The organism is Nonomuraea jabiensis, assembly GCF_014204795.1.
Classification (GTDB): Bacteria; Actinomycetota; Actinomycetes; order Streptosporangiales; family Streptosporangiaceae; genus Nonomuraea; species Nonomuraea jabiensis.
In genome coordinates this window covers 4,287,481-4,305,846 of record NZ_JACHMB010000001.1, presented here as the reverse complement: position 1 = coordinate 4,305,846, position 18,366 = coordinate 4,287,481, and the positions used below count along the sequence as shown (strand labels likewise).

The window sequence follows — 18,366 nt, the reverse complement described above, 5'->3', positions numbered from 1 at the left end:
GGGCGGAGCCCCCTTGGGAGGCGCTGTCTGAAATCCCAAGGCGCGCAGCGCCCCCCTCGTGAAAGGCCGTGCTTACGCCGGGGCGCAGGTGAGGGTGGCGGGTGGGGTGTTGGTGCCGGTGTAGGTGCCCGTGAAGCCGAACGACGTCGTCCCGTTCGGTGCCAGGGTGCCGTTGTAGCCGGCGTTGACGACGCTCACCCCGGTGCCCGTCTGGGTCGGGGTGCCGCCCCAGAGCTGGCTGATCTTCTGGTTACCCGGCCAGGTCCAGGTCACCTTCCAGCCCGTGATCTGCGCTGCGCCCGTGTTCTTGACGGTGACCTCCGACTGGAAGCCGCCCGACCACTCGTTGACTCCCTTGTAGGTCGCCGCGCAGCCCGATCCCGTGGTGGGGGTGACGGTCGGGGTCACGGTGGGTGTGACGGTGGGGGTGACCGTCGGGGTCACGGTGGGGGTGACGGTTACCGGCGGGCCGGTGCGGTCGCCGTACAGGATGCCGCGGCCGTTGGTGCCGACGTAGACGCGGCCGTACACCCTGGGGTCGCCCGTCAGGGCCTCGCCCATGTTGCCCCACTGGTGTTTGTCGTCGTTGATGCGCGCCCAGTTCGCCCCGGCGTCGTCCGAGCGGTACAGGCCGGTGACGCCGCCGATCGTGGCCACCGCGAAGACCGCCATGTACGTGCCGCCGGGCGCCGCCTTGCCGAAGCCGACGTTCACCGAGTTGGTGATGCCCGCCAGCTTCGTGAAGGACGCGCCGCTGTCGGTGGAGTGCCACAGGCCGCCGTCGCCGGCCAGCCACAGGTCGCCCTCCTTGCCCGGCACCGCCTTGAGCTTGCCGGTGGCAGGCAGGCCCGAGGCGGCGGTGGCGGTGAAGGTCGCGCCGCCGTTGGTGCTGACGTAGAGGCGTCCGCCGTTGAAGCCGTAGAACTTCGTGGCGTTGACGCGGTCCGACTCCACGATCGCCCCCGTGGGCAGGCCGGACGCCTGCTGCCAGGAGTTGCCGTACCCGACCGAGTAGACCGGCGTGACGCCCTTGGGCGCCCAGACGAAGCGGGAGCCGTCGGCGGCGGCGGCCACCGTGCCGCCCTCGTCGATGCCGCCCGGCTCCGTGCCCTGGAACCAGTTGGCGCCGCCGTCCGTGGAGAAGGCCACGTGGCTGTCGTTCGGGCGGTCGGAGTCCTTGAAGCTGCCTGCCCGGACCATGATCGACGGGGACTTCTCCGCGTAGTCCAGGCTGGTGGTCGTGGTGAAGACCGGGGCCGTGAACATCGTCGACGGCACGGCGTCCAGGTTCGTGTGGCGGAAGCCGCCGATGTCGCCCAGGGCGCTGACCAGGGGCGCGCCGCTCGGCGGGCTGATCAGGTCCAGGACGGCCGTCTCCTCCAGGCCCTTGGCCATGGGCTTGATGGTGAACTGGGTGCCCGAGTCCCACTTGGTCAGGTCCTCGGTGCCGTAGATCGTGGCGCCGGTGCCGTACATCATCCTGTTGGAGTCGAACGGGTCGATCTCCAGGGACTCCGTCATCCAGCCGAGCTTGGGCGTGACCTCAGGGGGCTGCGGGTTGGCGCCGAAGCTCAGCCACGGGTTCTCCGAGATGTCCTGCTTGTAGCGGAAGCTGCGGTTCGGGTACGAGGTCCAGTCCCACACGCGGGTCCAGGTCGCGCCGGAGTCCGTGGACCGGAAGAAGATCACGTCCGGCCACCAGGAGATCTGCGTGGCCACCATGATCGTGCCCGGCTTCTGCCGGTCGACGGTCAGGCCGCTGTAGCCGAAGTAGTCGTCGGAGCTGGACGACGGGATGGGGCTGATCTGGGTCCAGGTGCCGGTCGCGGTGGCGTAGCGCCACACGTCGCCCTTGGCGCCGTCGTACGGGCCGCCGGTGTCGCTGGTCGCGATGTAGAGGTAGCCGTTGGTGGTGTCCAGCACGCCCTTGTGGGCGAGGTAGCCGGTCGGCTGGCCGGCCACGCGCGACCAGGTGGCGCCCGCGTCGGTGGTGCGGTAGACGCTGTTCTCCTTGTCGGCGACGCCCACGTAGATGGTCTTGGTGGCGGTGCCCTTGGTGGACGAGCGCGGGTCGTAGGTCACCCAGACCACGCCCGGCTTGTGGCTGAGGTAGCCGTTGGAGTCGTTCGGGTCCTGGGCGTAGTTGCCCGGGTTCGGGAAGCTGGCCACCTTCGCCCAGGTGGCGCCGTAGTCGGTGCTGCGCCAGAGCCCGTTGCCGTTGGGGGTGCCCAGGTAGAGGACGCTGTTGTTGTTCGGGTCCACCGACAGCGCCTCGCCCATGCCGCGGCCGGGCATGTTGCCGCCCAGCTTGAAGGGCAGCGGCGTGACCTGCCAGTTGTCGCCCTTGTCCGTCGAACGCAGGATCGCGCCGTTGTTGGGGTCCCAGCTGTTGGTGTACATGCCGACGGCGGCGTACACCCGGTTGGTCTGCACGGGGTCGGTGGCGAGGCTGATCACGCCGTTGTAGCCCCACTTGTCCCAGCCGGCCCAGTCCAGCAACGGGGTCCAGGACTTGGTGGACTGGTTCCACCGGTAGGCCCCGCCGATGTCGGTGCGGGCGTAGATGAGGTTCTTCTCCGTGGGGTTGAAGATGATGCCGGGTACGAAGCCGCCGCCGTCGATCCTGACGTTCTTGTACGCGTACGGGTCCGAGGCGACCGCCGAGACCGGCGACATCCGCACGATCGCCGCCACGAGCAGGACGGCGGCGACCGTGAACATGACCGATAATCTTCTTCGCATGCGCGGCTCTCCCTTTCCAGGCACGCCAGCAGGCGCCCCAAAGGCTTCAGATGACCGCCATGCACGAGCAGAGTGCAGGGACCCTGACCGTCACCGCGCCTTCGCGCATGAGCTACTCAAGAAGGCTCACACACGGGCGCGCTGACGGTCAATAGTTTGGATGGACAACGAATTAAGGCGCTTGTGGCCGCGCGCGGCGGCCCACAGCGCGATCGCGATGTAGAGGACCTGCTCGGGGATCCGCTGCCAGAGCGGGGTCACGTCCTGGCCGGCGAGGGCGGCGTACACGTTGGCCGGCAGCAGGAACACGAAGAGCAGCGCCAGGCAGATCCCGGCGGCCCGGCGGGTCCTTTCGAGCACGAGCCCGGCCGCGCCGGCCAGCTCCAGCACGCCGGTCAGATAGACCACCAGGGCCGGGAACGGCACGAACGGCGGCACCATGGCCACCATGTCGGCCTGGTTGGGCATGAACGTCACGCCCGCCGGGACGAAATGCGCGCTGGCCGTCATCACCAGCATGACCGCCAGCCCGTGGGCGGCGCTGACCCCCCAGGTGGCGAACCTGGCCACACCCAGCGCGCCCAGCAGCCGGAACGCCAGCGTGGCGACCAGCAGAACGATCACGATCACCGGAGCCTCCATTGGATAGTCGAATTATCTAGATAACAGATAGCACGACTATCCAACGGAGGCAAGTGAGTGTTCCGCGGCGGCCATGACCATGCTCACGGCCGCCGCGAAACGTCATCGGGCGAGCGCGAAGTCCTTGATCCGCAGGTCACCCTTGAACACGAGGTACAGGTTCCCGCCGCCCGCCTTGACCGTGGCGGTCGCCGTACCCCACTGGTAGACGCCGCCGGTGGCGGGCACCTGGACGGTGCCCAGCAGGGCGCCGGTCGGCGAGCCGGAGCGCAGCTCCAGCGAGCCGCCGCTCACCGACGACACGCCGGCCGTGAAGCGGGAGCCGAAGGAGGCGCCGGTGAAGGAGATCCAGTCCCCCGCCGACCCTTCCACGGCCTCGCCGCCGGCCTTGGTCTCGTCCGCGAACGTCACGCCCGCGTAGTCGTCGAAGTCCATCGCCCGCGTGGTCTTCGCCAGGTCACGCGCGGGGATGGTCTCGCCGGAGACCCGCAGCGTGGTGGACTGGCGGATCCTGTCGGACGCCGAGCCGACGAGGACGTCATGGGTGGCGCTCTCCACGGCCCACCTGCCCCGGGTGTAGTCCCAGACCGCCAGGTCGGACTTCTTCAGGGTGAAGGTCACCGTACGGGTCTCGCCCGGGTTCAGCGTGACCCGCTGGAAGCCGCGCAGCTGCTTGACCGGCTGCTTGAAGCGGGACTCGCGCTGGTGGGTGTAGAGCTGGACCACCTCGTCGCCCTTGACCTTGCCGGTGTTGGTGACCTTGACGCTCACCTTGTCGCCCCGGACGGTCAGGCCCTGGTAGCCGAACGTGGTGTAGCTCAGGCCGTGCCCGAACGCGTAGAGCGGCTTGCCCTTCCCGTACAGGTACGTCATCCCGGTCTTGGCCAGGTCGTAGTCGTAGATGCTCGGCAGGTTGTCGGTGGCGGGCCAGGTCTGCGTGAGCCGGCCGGCCGGGTTGACGGCGCCGAAGAGCACGTCGGCGACCGCGTGGCCGGTCTCCGGGCCCGCGTGCGTGGTCCACAGCAGGTTCGGGGCGTCCACGATGACCGGGTAGCTGGTCTCCAGGACGACGACCGTGCGCGGGTTGGCCTTGCGCACGGCCTCGATCAGCCGCCGCTGCCCCTCGCCGAGCTGCAGGTTGGCGCGGTCGTGGACCTCACGTCCCGCGACGAACGGGTTGCTGCCCACCACCACGACCGCCACCTCGGCCTTGGCGGCCTGCGCGGCGGCCTCGGCGACGCCGTCCGAGACGACTTCCTTGCCGAACTTCGCCGCCTGCTCCTTGGTGCCCAGGCCGAGCGTGCCGTCGGCGGAGACCGTGACGTACGGCTCGCGCAGGCCGTACCAGTCATCGCCGGTCTCATAACCGGCGTACCTGATCAGGTAGCTGCCGTCGGCCTGTGCTTGGAGCTCGAATTGCTGCTGCACGTACCAGCCGTGGGGCTGGTCGTCGTCGGTGTCGAGCGAGCGCCAGTCGCCGCCGAGCAGCTTGCCGTTGCCCGCGTTGCGCAGCGTGGACACGCCGCTGGTCCAGTCGGTCAGGTCCCACTCGGAGGCCGCGGTGGGCGCCGTGTCGACCAGGGCCGCGTTGTCGTCGGGCCCGGTGCCGGTGGCGGTGATGTACTTGCCGGAGGCCAGGTGCTTGAGCGCGATCCGCTCCAGCCCGGTGCCGGTGCTGACGTCGGCGACGCGCTCCTTGATCCCGTCGAGCGGCGTCACCTGGTAGGGCATGGTGCCCCCGTACCAGTCGTGGTACAGCGTCCCGGCCAGCGGCCCGACCACGGCCGCCGACTTCGGCCCCTTGAACGGCAGGGCGCCGGAGTTGCGCAGCAGCACCGCCGCCTTGCCCGCCGCCTCCCGGTTGAGCTTCTGGTTGGCCGGGCTGTTGATCACGTCCTTGGTGATCTTCTTGTACGGCCCTCCGTCCGGGTCGAAGTGCCCCAGCCGGGTGCGGATGGTCAGGACGTTCCGTACGGCCCGGTCCACGTCGGCCTGCGTGATGAGCCCCTGGTTCAGCGCGGCCGTGAGGTGCTCGGCCAGCGGCCCGGGGTTGTTGTCGTCGATGGTGAAGCTGTCGAGCCCGGCCTTGAGCACCGCGGCGAACGCCTCGGGCTTGGTGTCGTAGTACTTCTCCAGGTCGGTGAGCGCGTGCGGCCCCCAGGCGTCGCTGACGTTGTAGAGCGTCTTGTCCGTCCACGACCTGACCGTGGTGCCGAGATCGGGGTTGACGTGGTTGGGCCGCCCGTTGACCAGGTTGTACGACGCCATGACCCCGGTCGCGGCGTTGGCCGAGATGGCCGCCTTGAACGCCTGCTCGTAGTACTCGTGCTTGAGCTTCGGCGTCAGGTTGGAGGAGCTGAGGCTGCGGTTGCTCTCGTTGTTGTACGCGAGGTAGTGCTTCAGCACGGGCGCGGTCTTCAGGTAGAAGGGGTCGTCACCCTGCAGGCCCTTGCCGTAGGCAGTGGAGATCGCCCCGGTCAGGAGCGGGTCCTCCGAGTAGCCCTCCTCGTTACGGCCCGCCCGCGGGTCGCGCAGCAGGTCCACGACGGGCGCCCACACCTGCAGGCCCCACACGGTCGGGTCCACGGCGTTGTAGCCGCGGGCCTCGTCGCCGACGGCGGAGCCCACCTTCTTGATCAGCGCCGGGTCCCACGTGCTGGCCAGCCCCACGGCCTGCGGGAACATGGTGCCGCTTGCGAGCTTCTGGCTCCACTTGTCGTTGAAGTCGTTGGACCAGGCGACGCCGTGCAGCGCCTCGGTGCCGTTCTTGTGGTAGGCGATGCCCAGCCGCGGGATGGCCGCCTGCGACTGGTGCAGCAGGCCCAGCTTCTCCTGGAGCGTGAGCCGGCCGAGCAGGTCGTCGACCCGCTGCTCCACCGGCAGGGCCGGGTTCTGGAACGGGAAGCCGTCGGCCTGCGCGGGAGGTACGGCCAGCAGCGAGGCCGCCAGCGTGAGGGTGGCTAGTAACGGGATTTTTCGCATCAATGGTTCTCCATCATTTGATGGCGCCGACCGTCACACCTCGGGTCAGCGTGCGCTGGAAGATCAGGAAGAAGGCGACCGCCGGCAGGAGGCCGAGCAGCGCCGAGGCGCTGGACATCGTCGCGTCCATGTACTTCTCGCCCTGCAGCACGGCGAGCGCGACGGGCACCGTCTGGGTGTCGTTCGAGATCAGGAAGATCAGCGGCAGGAAGAACTCGTTCCAGGTCCAGATGAAGAAGAAGATCAGCAGCACGTTGAGCGTGGGCCGGCTGATCGGCACCACGATCCGCCACAGGGACCGCAGCCGCCCCGCGCCGTCGATCGCCGCCGCCTCCAGGATCTCCTTCGGGAACTGGCCCAGGACCGCGCTCAGCAGGTACGTGCCGAACGCCGCCTGGATCACCGTCATGACGATGATCACCGACAGCTGCGTGTCATAGAGCCCGACGGCCTTGGCCAGGTAGTACAGCGGGTAGGCCAGCGCCTCCTGCGGCAGCGTGTTGGCCACCAGGAACAGCGCGAGGATCGACAGCCGGCCCTTCACCCTGCCGATGCCCAGCGCGTACGCGTTGAGCACCGACAGCACGACGGCGAGCACGGCCACGGACGCGCTGATCAGGAAGCTGTTCCAGAGCTTCGTGCCGAACTCCACCCGGTTCCAGAAGTCGACGAGCCCCTGGAGGTAGAGCCCGTCGGGCAGGCTCAGCGGCCCGTCGGAGCTGTACTCGGCCGGCGACTTGACCGCGTTGATCGCCACGATCGCGAACGGGAACACCATCACGATCGCCAGCACGACCAGCGAGAACAGCACCGCCCAGCGCCCCGGCCCCCTCATTGCTCACGCTCCTGGATCCGCAGGAACAGGAACGTCACCACGATGATGATCAGGGCCAGCACGGTGGCGATCGCGGAGCCGTACCCGACGTTGCTCTTCTGGAAGAAGTTCAGGTACGAGAAGTACGACGGCACCATCGTCGCGTTGCCGGGCCCTCCGCGGGTCAGCACGAAGATCGGCCCGAACACCTTGAGCGCGGCGATCGTGCACGTCAGCAGCACCACGAAGATCTCCGGCCGGATCTGCGGGATCGTGATGTGCCAGAACCTGCGCCACCACGAGGCCCCGTCGATCTCGGCCGCCTCGTAGTAGGCCGGGTCGACGCGCTGCAGGCCCGCCATGAAGATCACCACCGGGTAGCCGAGCTGGAACCAGACCATGACCGCCATGACCGTGGCCAGCGCCAGGTCGGGATCTCCGAGCCAGTCGAGGTCGAGGCCGAAGATCTGGTTGATCGCGCCGTACGACGGGTGCAGCATCCAGCCCCACACCACGCCGGCCACCGCCACCGGCAGCACCTGCGGCAGGTAGTACATGGCCCGCAGCGCCGAGGCCGTGCGCGGCCCGAACCTCTTGCCGATGTAGTCGAACAGGGCCGCCGCCAGCACGAGGCCGATCGCGGTCGGCACGATGGCCATGGCCACGATCAGGCCCACGTTGTGCTGGAACGACTGCCAGAACCGCTCGTCCTTCAGCAGCCTGGTGTAGTTGTCGAACCCGATCCACCTGGGCGTGCCGACCCCCGACCAGCGGGTGAAGCTCGCGCCCACGTTCATGAGGAACGGCACGACGATGACGACCAGGAACAGCAGCAGGCTGGGGGCCAGGTAGAGCCAGTACCCCCTCGTGCGCACCCTCATCTAGTTGCCAATGTCGGCGAGGTTGTCCTCGTACGGCTTGGCGATCTCGTCCAGCACCGCCGCCGGTGCCTTGCTGCCGTTGATGAGGTTCTGGATCCCGGCCACCAGCACGTCGTAGTAGCCGGGCGCGGGCCAGTCGGGGTAGAAGGCCAGGCCGTCCTGGCTGGTGAGCTTGTTGAACGACTCGATGAGCTCCTTGCTCTTCGCGTCGGTGATCGCGGCCGGGTCGGCGGCCACGGGGACGCCGCCGGAGTTGCCCAGGAGGTTCTGGATGTCCTTGCTCATCGTGATGTCGATGAAGTCGTAGGCCAGGTCCTTGTTCTCCGACTTCTCGGGCACGACCCAGAGGTTGCCGCTCGATCCCGGGGACATCGTGGCGCCGGGGAAGAGGAAGTGGCCCCACTCGAACTTCTTGATCTCCGAGGCGAAGCGGCCGTACCACCAGCTACCGCTGATCATCATGGGGAACTTGCCGTTCATGAACGCCACGCCCATGTCCTCGGCCTTCAGCCCGGACGAGTTCTTGGCGATGTAGCCCTTCTTCACCCAGTCGGCGAACGTGTCGGCGCCGTAGGTGAACTCGGGGCCGTGGAAGTCGACCTTGCCCTTGTAGGACTGGAAGGCCTCCAGCCACGGCTTCTGCGCCTTGGTCAGCGCGAGCTGGTAGAAGATCTGCTGGGCCGGGTACTCGGCGCCGGCGGTGCCGAGGGGGGTCACCCCTGCCTTGACGAACGTGTCCATCGCGGCCGTGAACTGCTCGAACGTCGTCGGCACCTGGACCTTGTGCTTGTCGAACAGGTCCTTGTTGTAATAGACCATCACGAACTCGCCGTAGTTCGGCACGCCGTACCACTTGCCGGAGCCCATGACGCCGCGGTCGTCGTACTTGGCGGTGGTCTGCAGGCCGCCGGGCAGCAGCTTGTCCCAGCCGCGCTTGGCGGCCTCCTCGCTCAGGTCGGTGAGCAGCCCCTGCTTGGACAGCAGGCCGGCGGTGGCGTTGCCCTTGTTGTACTCCATGATGTCGGGCGCCTCGTCGGAGTTGAGCACCATGCTCGCCGTCTTCTGGATCTGCTCGAAGCCCTTGGCCTCGAACTTGATCTTCACGTTCGGGTGCGACGCCTCGAACTTCTTGATCGCCTCGGCCCACGCCTTGCCCATGGCGCCCTCGGCCGACTCGTAGTGCCAGAGTTTGAGAGTGCGGGGCTGGCTGCTGTTCTGGGCGGACGGGGTCTCCGAGCCTCCCGAGCCGCACGCCGACAGGAGCAGGACCGCGACGGCCAGCGCCGCCGCGGCTCTTGATTTCACCATGATCCCTCCAGGGGGTGTTACGAGATTTCGGCCCGCGCGGGAGCACCGGCCACCGGGGCGATCTCGACCCCGGTGACGCGCTTCGGGCCGGTGACGGCGACACGCAGCACGTCGCCGTCCCTGGTGGCGACGGCGACCGTCACGCCGTCCGCGTCGTGGATTTCCGCAGTCCCGTCGCCGCCCCCGAAGGCGACGAGGGTGATCTCGGCCGGCACGTCCACCGTGTCCCCCGGGTCGGTGACCACCGGGATGAGGGCGCCGTGCCGGACGAAGAGGGGGATCTGGTCGAGCGGCTTGCCGACCGTGACGTAGCGGGAGCCTTCGAGCACCTCGCCCGTCCAGTAGTCGACCCACGTGCCGCGCGGCAGGTACACCTGGCGGGCGCCCTCGGGCGCGGTCATGGGGGCGACGAGCAGGTCCCGGCCGAGCAGGTACTGCAGGTCGGCCTGCCAGGCCACGGGGTCGTCCGGGTGGTCCACGCACAGGGCCCGCATCATGGGCGCGCCGGTGCGGGCCGCCTCGACGGCCGCCGTGTAGATGTAGGGCATCAGCCGGTAACGCAGCTTCAGCGCGCTGACGGCCTGCTCCTCGACGGCCGGGAACTCCCACGGCTCGCGGGTGGTGGTGCCGTGCAGGCGCAGCAGCGGGGAGAGCGCGCCGAACTGGGTCCAGCGCACGTACAGGTCGTCGGTGGGCCGGCCGGTGAAGCCGCCGGCGTCGTGGCTCCAGAACGGCACGCCGGACAGGCCGTGCGCGAGGCCGCCCCGGATCGTGCTGCCCATGGCGGCGTAGCTGGTGTAGGTGTCGCCGCCCCACTGGGCGCTGTGGCGCTGGCCCCCGAGGTAGGAGGAGCGGGCCCAGACGAGGTCGTGGCCGTGCACCTCACGGGTCACGGCGGCGACGGCGTCGTTGAACAGCAGGGTGTAGACGTTGTGCAGGTCGGTGCCGCTCATGCCGTTGAAGGCGACGGAGTCGGCGGGCACGCCCTCGGCGAAGTCGGTCTTGAACGTGTCCACGCCCTGGCGCAGGAGGTCGCGCAGCAGGCCCTGGAACCAGGCGACGGCCTGCGGGTTGGTGAGGTCCACGATCCCGCACGCCGGGAACGACCCGTGCCAGCAGTCGGCGACGTAGGTCTCCCCCGCCCGATTCTTCAAGAAATATCCGGCATCGGAGGCCTCCGCGAAGGCGGGGCTCAGGTGGGAAATATATGGATTCATCCACAGGCAGACCCGGAACCCCATCCCCTTGAGCTCGGCCAGCATCGCGTCCGGGTCGGGGAAGTTCACGGGATCCCACCGCAGGTCCGACCAGTGCCCGTCGCTCTGCCAGTACGTGTCCAGGTGCAGCACGTCGCACGGGATGCCGCGCTCCCTGATCGTCCGCGCCCTGGCCAGCACCCGCTCCTGGCTGTCCACGCAGAACCCCGACGAGATCCACGTCCCGAACGCCCACTTCGGCGGCAGCGACGGGCGGCTGGTCAGCAGGTCGTAACGGTCCAGGACCTCCGGCGGCGTCGGCCCGGCGATCACGTAGTAGTCCATCACGTCGTCCGGCACGAGGATCTGCACGACGCTGTGCGTGGACTGGCACACGTCGAACTCCGTCGGGGCGCCGCTGTCGACGAGCAGCCCGTAGCCCTTGCTGGAGACGTACAGGGGGATGTTCTTGTACGCGCGCTGCGACTCGGCGCCGAACGCGTCGAAGTTCCACATGAGCGGGCGCTGGCCGCGCTTGTCCAACCGCGTGAACGACTCCCCGAACCCGCTGAAGGCCTCGTCGGGAGCGGCGGCGAAGCTCTCGTGGTAGGCGACGGGGGCGCCGTTGACGCTGGAGCGGCCGAAGGGCAGCGTACGCAGCCGTCCGCTGATGTCGGTGTGCCCCCGATCCTGCTCGACCAGCGTCCTGCCGGTCGCGTCCGTGAACCTCAGGTGCCACGGCGCCAAGCTGATCTCGGCCCGCAGCGAGCCCGCGTCGATCACGATCGGCTCGCCCGGGGCGACTCCGGCACGTGCCCCTGGATACGTGCCGGGGGTCACCAGGGAGATGGCCCCTTCCGAGCGCGGCCTGGCGGTCGGGTCCTCCGACAGCCGCACCCGGATGACGCCCTCACCGGCCACTCCGACCTGGACGACCAGCGTCTCCTCCGCCGTGGTGACCGCTTTCACCATCACCTCGGCACCGTCCGCCGCGACCAGCTCCGCGGCGGTCACCGCCGACAGACCACCCTCGCCTCGTCCGCGAACCGGCAGCTCGGGCGGGTCCGCGACAAAGTACTCGTGCGCGACCAATGGGGGGCGATAGGGCATGGAGGCTCCTTATGAACGGCTGCGCCAACTCGTGAATTAGTTTGCTGTCCATACCAACAAACGTCAACGGTGTCGCTCTACGCATCCGTGAGCGCGGGAGAGACGCAGGTCACATCGGATGGGCGTTATGTCGCTGCCTCGCCGCGTGTCTTAGGGGCGTAACAGCAGGCAAGAGAGAACGGAAAGACATCATGAGCAAGGTCTGGTTCGTCACCGGTTCGTCGCGGGGCCTCGGCCGCAACTTCGTCGAGGCCGCCCTCTCGCGCGGCGACAAGGTGGCCGCGACCGCGCGGACCACCGGCAGCCTTGACGAGCTGGTCACCGCCTACGGCGACGCGGTGCTCCCGCTCGCGATGGACGTGACCGACAAGGCGGCCGTCTTCGAGAGCGTGCAGCGGGCCAGGGAGCACTTCGGCCGTCTGGACGTCATCGTGAACAACGCCGGCTACGCCCAGATCGGCGCCATCGAGGAGCTGGCCGAGCAGCAGTTGCGCGACCAGATGGAGACGAACCTGTTCGGCGCGGTGTGGGTGGTCCAGGCCGCGCTGCCCTACCTGCGCGAGCAGCGCTCCGGGCACATCATCCAGCTGTCGTCGGCGGCCGGGGTCATCGCCATGCCGCTCGGCGGCGCGTACCACGCCTCCAAGTGGGCCCTCGAGGGCCTGAACGAAGCCCTCGCCGGCGAGGTCGCCGACTTCGGCGTGAAGGTGACCATCATCGAGCCCGGCGGATTCGCCACCAGGGACGGCAAGAACCCCGACCCGCTCGCCAACGGCCACGTGGCCCAGCCCGACCCGGCCTACGACGGCCTGCGCCGGCGCCTCGGCGCGATCGCCGGAAAGCAGCCCGCCGGCGACCCGGCCGCCGCGGCCCAGGCACTCCTCAAGCTCGTCGACTCCGACAACCCGCCCCTGCGGGTGCTCTTCGGCCAGGGCTTCTACCCGATGATCCAGCGGGCCTACGCCGACCGGCTCAAGACCTGGGACGACTGGCAGGATCTCTCGGCACAGGCGCAGGGCACCCAGCGCCCTGCCATGTAGGAGAAAGACGACAGATGAGCGATCAGACCACCAACCCGGCGACGGAGATCTTCCTCTCCTACCGCAACCTGCTCTTCACCGTCGCCTACGAGATGCTCGGCTCGGCGGCCGACGCCGAAGACGTCCTGCAGGAAACCTGGCTGCGCTGGGTCAAGGCCGACCTCGATCAGGTGCTCGACCAGCGCGCCTACCTGATCCGGATCACCACCCGGCAGGCGCTCAACCGCCTGCGCAGCATGAAGAGCCGCAAGGAGGCATACGTGGGCCCGTGGCTGCCCGAGCCGCTGCTCACCACGCCGGACGTGGCCGAGGACGTCGAGCTCGCCGAGAGCGTGTCGATGGCGCTCATGCTCGTCCTGGAGACGCTGTCGCCGACCGAGCGCGCCGTCTTCGTGCTGCACGAGGCCTTCGCCGTCGGCTACGACGAGATAGCGGCCGCCGTCGGCAAGAGCCCCGCGGCCGTCCGCCAGATCGCCTACCGCGCCCGCCAGCACGTGGAAGCCCGCCGCCCGCGCGAGGCGGTCTCCGCGGACCAGACCCGGGCGGCCCTGGAGTCGTTCCGGCGCGCGCTCGAAGCCGGCGACCTGCAGGGCCTGCTGGACGTGCTGGCCCCCGACGTCGTCCTGGTGAGCGACGGCGGCGGCATCAAGCAGGCCGCGCCCCGGCCCGTCGTCAGCGCCGGCAAGGTGGCCCGCTTCATCGTCGGCGGCATCGGCAAGGCCGGCGTCGCGCTCACCGGTGAGCCCACCGTGGTCAACGGCAACCCGGCGCTCATCCTCCGCGTGGACGGCGAGGTCGACGGCGTCGTCGCGATCGGCGTCGGGGACGGCCGCATCACCGGCCTCTACTACGTCCGCAACCCGCACAAGCTGACCCGCATCGCCTCCGAGACCCCGCTCACCCTGCACTGAAAAGACCTATTACTGGGAGGTCGTTCATGACGAAGAGCGTTACCGGCCTGCGGTTGCCGGTCGAACGCGGCTGCCCGTTCGCCCCGCCGGCCGAGTACGAGCGGCTGCGCGAGCGGGCGCCGATCAGCAAGATCCACCTGACCAGCGGCACCGAGGCGTGGTGGGTGTCCGGGCACGAGGAGGGCCGTGCCGTCCTCGCCGACGGCCGATTCTCCTCCGACCGGCGCAAGGACGGCTTCCCGCTCTTCAACATCGACGCGAAGACCCTGGAGCAGTTCCGCAGCCAACCGCCGTTGATGGTCGGCATGGACGGCGCCGAACATGCCGCGGCCCGGCGTCCGGTGATCGGCGAGTTCACCGTGAGGCGGCTGGCCGCACTGCGCCCGCGGATCCAGGCCATCGTCGACCACTTCATCGACGACCTGCTCGCCACCGACGAGCGCCCGGTCGACCTGGTGCAAGCGCTGTCCCTGCCGGTGCCCTCACTGGTCATCAGCGAACTGCTCGGTGTGCCCTACACCGACCACGACTTCTTCCAGAGCCGTACGGCGGTGGCGGTGCGCCGGACCTCCTCGCCGGAGGACCGCGGGCGAGCCCTCGCCGAACTTCGTGCCTACATCGACGACCTGATCACCCGCAAGGAGGCCGAACCCGGCGACGACCTGTTCGGCCGGCAGATCGCCCGGCAACGCCAGGAGGGCACGCTCGACCACGAGGGCCTGGTGAGCCTGGCCTTCCTGCTGCTGACCGCCGGCCACGAGACCACGGCCAACATGATCTCGCTCGGCGTGGTCGGGCTGCTCACCCACCCGGAGCAACTGGCCCTGATCACGGCCGACCCGGGCAGGACGCCCCTGGCCGTGGAGGAGCTGCTGCGCTTCTTCGCCATCGCCGACGGGGTCACCTCCCGGGTGGCCACCGAGGACGTGGAGATCGGCGGGGTCAGCATCAAGGCCGGCGAGGGCGTCATCGTCTCGACACTGTCGGCCAACTGGGACCCGGCGGTGTTCAAGGATCCGGCCGAACTGGACATCGAGCGCGGGGCCCGCCACCACCTCGCCTTCGGGTTCGGCCCGCACCAGTGCCTGGGCCAGAACCTGGCCCGGATGGAGCTGCAGATCGTCTTCGACACGCTGTTCCGCCGCATCCCCACGTTGCGGCTCGCCGCACCGGTCGAGGACCTGCCGTTCAAGACGGACGCCGCCATCTACGGCGCCCACGAGCTCCCGGTCACCTGGTGACCTGCTGTCGTCAGGGCCTGAAGGCGGCCGCGTGCTCCTGCGCCCAGGCCGATCGCCTGGCCGGGGAGGGCTGACGGGGTTAGATGGAGACGCCCGGCTGCATGAGGCGGCGGGCGGCCTCGGTGATGGAGCCCGAGAGCGACGGGTAGACGGCGAACGTGTGCGCGAGCTGGTCGACGGTCAGCCGCTGCTGCACCGCCACCGACACCGCCAGGATCAGCTCCGAAGCGCGCGGCGCCACCACCACGCCGCCCAGCACGATCCCGGTGTGCGGGCGGCAGAACAGCTTGACGAAGCCGTCGTTGAACCCCTGCATCTTCGCCCGCGCGTTGGTGGCCAGGGGCAGCTTGACGACGTTGGCCTCGATCTCGCCCGCCTCGATGGACTGCTGGGCGACCCCGACGGCGGCGATCTCCGGGTCGGTGAAGATGTTGGAGGCCACCGTGGCCAGCCGCAGCGGCTGGACGGCCTCCCCGAGCGCGTGCCAGACCGCGATGCGCCCCTGCATGGCCGCCACCGAGGCCAGCATGAGCACGCCCGTGCAGTCGCCGGCCGCGTAGACGCCGGGCGCGGACGTGCGCGAGACCTTGTCGACCTTGATGAAACCGCCCTTGTCGAGCTGGACCCCGGCCTCCTCCAGGCCGATCCCGGCGGTGTTGGGGATCATGCCGACCGTCATCAGCGCGTGGGTGCCCTCGGCCGTGCGGCCGTCCTCCAGGGTCACGACCACGCCGTCGTCGGTGCGCTTGACGGAGGCGGCGCGCGAGCGGCCCATGACGTTCATGCCGCGGCGGCGGTAGACCTCTTCGAGGACCTCGGCGCCGTCGGCGTCCTCGTTGGGCATCATCCGGTCGCGGCTGGAGACGAGCGTGACCTCCGAGCCGAGCGAGCGGTACGCGCCCGCGAACTCCGCGCCCGTGACGCCCGAGCCGACCACGATCAGGTGCTCGGGCAGCTCCTCCAGGTCGTAGAGCTGGCGCCAGTTGAGGATGCGCTCGCCGTCGGGCTCGGCGCCGGGCAGCACGCGCGGCGTCGCGCCGGTGGCCACGATCACGACGTCGGCCCTGATCGTACGGTCGCCCGCCCGGACCACCTGCGGGTCGACCAGCCGCCCGCGCGCCCTGATGATCTCGACGCCCTCGGCCTCGACCCTGGTGGCGATGTCGGCGGACTGGGCCTGGGCCAGCTCCTTCACCCGTTTGTTGACCAGCGGCAGATCGACCCCGACCACGCCCGCGTCGCCGTCGGACCCCCCGGAGAACGCCACGCCCAGCGACGGCGCGTCGAGCAGCGCCTGCTTGCGGACCGAGGTCGCGATCAGCGTCTTGGAGGGCACGCAGTCGGTCAGCACGCACGCGCCACCCGGGCCGTCCTGTTCGATCATCGTGACTTGCGCGCCTAGCTGCGCGGCCACCAGCGCCGCCTCGTAGCCGCCGGGCCCGCCACCGATGATCACGATCCTCGTCACGTAACCCATTGTCCCGCATGGTCTGGGTAAGGCTGCAACTGGGCCGTTGCCACCCGCACACGCCCGATAAAAGGCGGACAAAAGGTTCAAGATCATGATGGCTGGTACGATGCCGCTCGGTGACGGAGGGATGACACGTCGTCCCCACATCTGAAGTGATGGACCGAGTCGGCCGCCCAGCGTGGCAGGATGGCGCGGTAGCTGGATGACGTGCAGCACCCGCCGAGAGGGGTGGACCGTGGCGTGGCTTTCAGGTCCTGCAGGAAAGCCGAATGAGCCCAGGCTTTATGCCGCCTACGGCTCTAACATGGACCCGGAGCAGATGGCCATGCGCGCGCCGCACTCCCCCATCTGGGGCGTCGGCTGGCTCACGGGCTGGCGGCTGACCTTCGGCGGGAGCGACCCCACCTGGGAGGGCGCGATCGCCACGATCGTCGAGGATCCCGACGAGCACGTGTTCGTGGTGCTCTATGACGTGCCCGACTGGGAGGAGACCTCGCTCGACCAGTGGGAGGGCGCGCTGCGCGGGGCGTACCACAAGGTGCGGCTGCGGGTGCAGACCCTCGACGGGGAGGTCGTGGCCTGGTTCTACGTGCTCGACGGCTACGAGGGCGGCCTGCCGTCGGCCCGCTACCTCGGCAGCCTGGCCGAGGCGGCGGAGCGGGCGGGCGCCCCCGACGACTACGTCAAGGAGCTGCGGGAGCGCCCCTGCACCTCGTACGGCGGTTAACGCAGCGGCTGGTCCTTGGTCTCCTTCAGCACGAAGATGTAGACCAGCGTGGAGATCAGCGCCAGCGCCGACATGTAATAGGGGAACACCTCGACGTTGCCGGCGTCCTTGAGCGCGGTGCCGATGAGCGGGGCGGTGCCACCGAAGATCGCCACGGTCAGCGAGTACGGGAAGCCCGCGCCGGCCGCGCGCACCCTCGTCGGGAAGAGCTCGGAGTTCACCGCGGCCGAGATCGAGGTGAAGCAGCCGAGGAACACCATGCCGATCAGCTGCACGAGCAGCAGGCTCCCGAACGAGTTGCCCAGCGTGCTGAGCAGCGGCACCGGCAGGATCACGAAGGCCGCGCCGAAGGTGATCAGCATGGGCTTGCGCCCGACGCGGTCCGACAGCATGCCGAGCAGTGGCTGCAGCACCATGAAGAAGAACAGCGAGATCGTGCCGATCTCGAGCGACTCCGCCACGTCGAAGTTGACGGTGATCTGCGCGTAGGTCGGCAGGAAGGTCGTCCAGGTGTAGTACGCCACGGTCCCCGCGATCGTGATGCCGACGATCGTGGCGGCCTCCTTCGGGTAGCCCACCAGGAACTCGAACAGCCGCGGCCGCTTGGCCTCACCGCGCTGGATCTCCTCCGCGACGGCCGAGGTCTCGTCCGCGCCCTTGCGGATCCACAGGCCGACGAGGCTCAGCACGGCACCCACGATGAACGGGATGCGCCAGCCATAGGAGGACAGGTCGGCCTTGTCCAGGTTGGCGGCCAGCAGTGCGGACAGCCCGAGGGCCAGCAACTGGCCGATGGTGGTGCTGACGTACTGGAAGCTCGAGAACAGGCCACGACGGCCGGACGGAGCCGACTCCACCAGGAACGTGGTCGCGGCGGCGAACTCGCCACCCACCGACAGCCCCTGGATGAGACGGGCCAGGGTGAGCAGGACCGGCGCCAGCAGGCCCACGGCCTCGTACGTCGGAGTCACGCCCACCAGCAGCGACCCGCCACCCATCAGCACGATCGTGAACGTCATCGCGGCCTTGCGCCCGAACCGGTCGGCGAACGCGCCCACCAGCAGGCCGCCCAGCGGGCGCATGAAGAAGCCGACGGCGAAGACACCGTACGTGCTCAGCAAGGGCACCAGGCCACCGGCGTCCTTCGGGAAGACCTGAACGGAGAAGACCGTCGCGAGGGCGGTATAGGCGTACCAGTCGTACCATTCCACGACGTTGCCGATGCTGGCCGCCATGAGCTGGCGGACCCGGCTCTTCGGGATGCCGACCGGTGAGTGTGCCACGGGGGAGGTCGCCACGGG

The 18,366-nt window shown here is 69.2% G+C and carries 13 protein-coding genes; 4 read left to right on the top strand and 9 right to left on the bottom strand.

The window, feature by feature from the left end:
• Window positions 1-72 precede the first annotated feature (72 nt).
• The 7 genes from HD596_RS19840 to HD596_RS19810 all read right to left on the bottom strand — a co-directional run bounded on the left by HD596_RS19840 (window position 73) and on the right by HD596_RS19810 (window position 11,675).
• Window positions 73-2,742 (bottom strand): cellulose-binding domain-containing protein, encoded by a 2,670-nt coding sequence (locus tag HD596_RS19840; RefSeq protein WP_185070849.1) that lies wholly within the window; start codon window positions 2,740-2,742, stop codon window positions 73-75.
• Window positions 2,743-2,868: 126 nt separating this feature from the next.
• Window positions 2,869-3,372 (bottom strand): DoxX family protein, encoded by a 504-nt coding sequence (locus tag HD596_RS19835; protein WP_313044614.1) that lies wholly within the window; start codon window positions 3,370-3,372, stop codon window positions 2,869-2,871.
• Window positions 3,373-3,486: 114 nt separating this feature from the next.
• The gene (locus tag HD596_RS19830; protein ID WP_185070847.1) at window positions 3,487-6,366 is read right to left on the bottom strand and encodes a glycoside hydrolase family 3 protein; all 2,880 of its coding nucleotides are present in this window, start codon (window positions 6,364-6,366) and stop codon (window positions 3,487-3,489) included.
• 13 nt (window positions 6,367-6,379) lie between these two features.
• Window positions 6,380-7,201, bottom strand: a complete 822-nt coding sequence (locus tag HD596_RS19825; RefSeq protein WP_185070846.1) for a carbohydrate ABC transporter permease — start codon at window positions 7,199-7,201, stop codon at window positions 6,380-6,382.
• Window positions 7,198-8,061 carry a carbohydrate ABC transporter permease gene (locus HD596_RS19820; protein ID WP_185070845.1) on the bottom strand — a complete coding sequence of 288 codons (864 nt, stop codon included), beginning with the start codon at window positions 8,059-8,061 and terminating at the stop codon, window positions 7,198-7,200. The genes HD596_RS19825 and HD596_RS19820 overlap by 4 nt, the downstream gene beginning before the upstream one ends.
• Window positions 8,062-9,369: an ABC transporter substrate-binding protein gene (locus HD596_RS19815; protein ID WP_185070844.1), complete on the bottom strand. Its 1,308-nt coding sequence runs from the start codon at window positions 9,367-9,369 to the stop codon at window positions 8,062-8,064. It lies immediately after the preceding gene.
• 17 nt (window positions 9,370-9,386) lie between these two features.
• A complete protein-coding gene (locus HD596_RS19810; protein ID WP_185070843.1) occupies window positions 9,387-11,675 on the bottom strand; it encodes a TIM-barrel domain-containing protein in 2,289 nt (762 codons plus the stop codon).
• Between the two features lie 191 nt (window positions 11,676-11,866).
• Here HD596_RS19810 and HD596_RS19805 point away from each other — a divergent pair, with 191 nt between their 5' ends.
• The 3 genes from HD596_RS19805 to HD596_RS19795 are packed head-to-tail and all read left to right on the top strand — an operon-like array spanning window position 11,867 to window position 14,867.
• Window positions 11,867-12,715 (top strand): SDR family NAD(P)-dependent oxidoreductase, encoded by an 849-nt coding sequence (locus HD596_RS19805; protein ID WP_185070842.1) that lies wholly within the window; start codon window positions 11,867-11,869, stop codon window positions 12,713-12,715.
• Window positions 12,716-12,729: 14 nt separating this feature from the next.
• The gene (locus HD596_RS19800; RefSeq protein WP_185070841.1) at window positions 12,730-13,626 is read left to right on the top strand and encodes an RNA polymerase sigma-70 factor; all 897 of its coding nucleotides are present in this window, start codon (window positions 12,730-12,732) and stop codon (window positions 13,624-13,626) included.
• 26 nt (window positions 13,627-13,652) lie between these two features.
• A complete protein-coding gene (locus HD596_RS19795) occupies window positions 13,653-14,867 on the top strand; it encodes a cytochrome P450 (protein ID WP_185070840.1) in 1,215 nt (404 codons plus the stop codon).
• A gap of 79 nt (window positions 14,868-14,946) precedes the next feature.
• On the opposite strand, the gene HD596_RS19790 is transcribed toward HD596_RS19795, so the two are convergent.
• Window positions 14,947-16,335, bottom strand: coding sequence for an NAD(P)H-quinone dehydrogenase (locus HD596_RS19790; protein WP_185070839.1), 1,389 nt, complete (start codon window positions 16,333-16,335; stop codon window positions 14,947-14,949).
• 238 nt (window positions 16,336-16,573) lie between these two features.
• Here HD596_RS19790 and HD596_RS19785 point away from each other — a divergent pair, with 238 nt between their 5' ends.
• Complete coding sequence (locus HD596_RS19785; RefSeq protein ID WP_313044612.1) at window positions 16,574-17,065, top strand: gamma-glutamylcyclotransferase family protein; 492 nt, start codon at window positions 16,574-16,576, stop codon at window positions 17,063-17,065.
• Here HD596_RS19785 and HD596_RS19780 read toward each other — a convergent pair.
• Complete coding sequence (locus HD596_RS19780; protein ID WP_313044611.1) at window positions 17,062-18,363, bottom strand: MFS transporter; 1,302 nt, start codon at window positions 18,361-18,363, stop codon at window positions 17,062-17,064. The genes HD596_RS19785 and HD596_RS19780 overlap by 4 nt on opposite strands.
• Between the last annotated feature and the right edge of the window lie 3 nt (window positions 18,364-18,366).

Bases quoted from the DNA above. Each gene is read 5' to 3' on its own strand.
- HD596_RS19805 (WP_185070842.1), top strand. From the start codon at position 11,867: ATGAGCAAGGTCTGGTTCGTCACCGGTTCGTCGCGGGGCCTCGGCCGC.
- HD596_RS19830 (WP_185070847.1), bottom strand. From the start codon at position 6,366: ATGCGAAAAATCCCGTTACTAGCCACCCTCACGCTGGCGGCCTCGCTG.
- HD596_RS19795 (WP_185070840.1), top strand. From the start codon at position 13,653: ATGACGAAGAGCGTTACCGGCCTGCGGTTGCCGGTCGAACGCGGCTGC.
- HD596_RS19820 (WP_185070845.1), bottom strand. From the start codon at position 8,061: ATGAGGGTGCGCACGAGGGGGTACTGGCTCTACCTGGCCCCCAGCCTG.
- HD596_RS19815 (WP_185070844.1), bottom strand. From the start codon at position 9,369: ATGGTGAAATCAAGAGCCGCGGCGGCGCTGGCCGTCGCGGTCCTGCTC.
- HD596_RS19825 (WP_185070846.1), bottom strand. From the start codon at position 7,201: ATGAGGGGGCCGGGGCGCTGGGCGGTGCTGTTCTCGCTGGTCGTGCTG.
- HD596_RS19800 (WP_185070841.1), top strand. From the start codon at position 12,730: ATGAGCGATCAGACCACCAACCCGGCGACGGAGATCTTCCTCTCCTAC.
- HD596_RS19840 (WP_185070849.1), bottom strand. From the start codon at position 2,742: ATGCGAAGAAGATTATCGGTCATGTTCACGGTCGCCGCCGTCCTGCTC.
- HD596_RS19810 (WP_185070843.1), bottom strand. From the start codon at position 11,675: ATGCCCTATCGCCCCCCATTGGTCGCGCACGAGTACTTTGTCGCGGAC.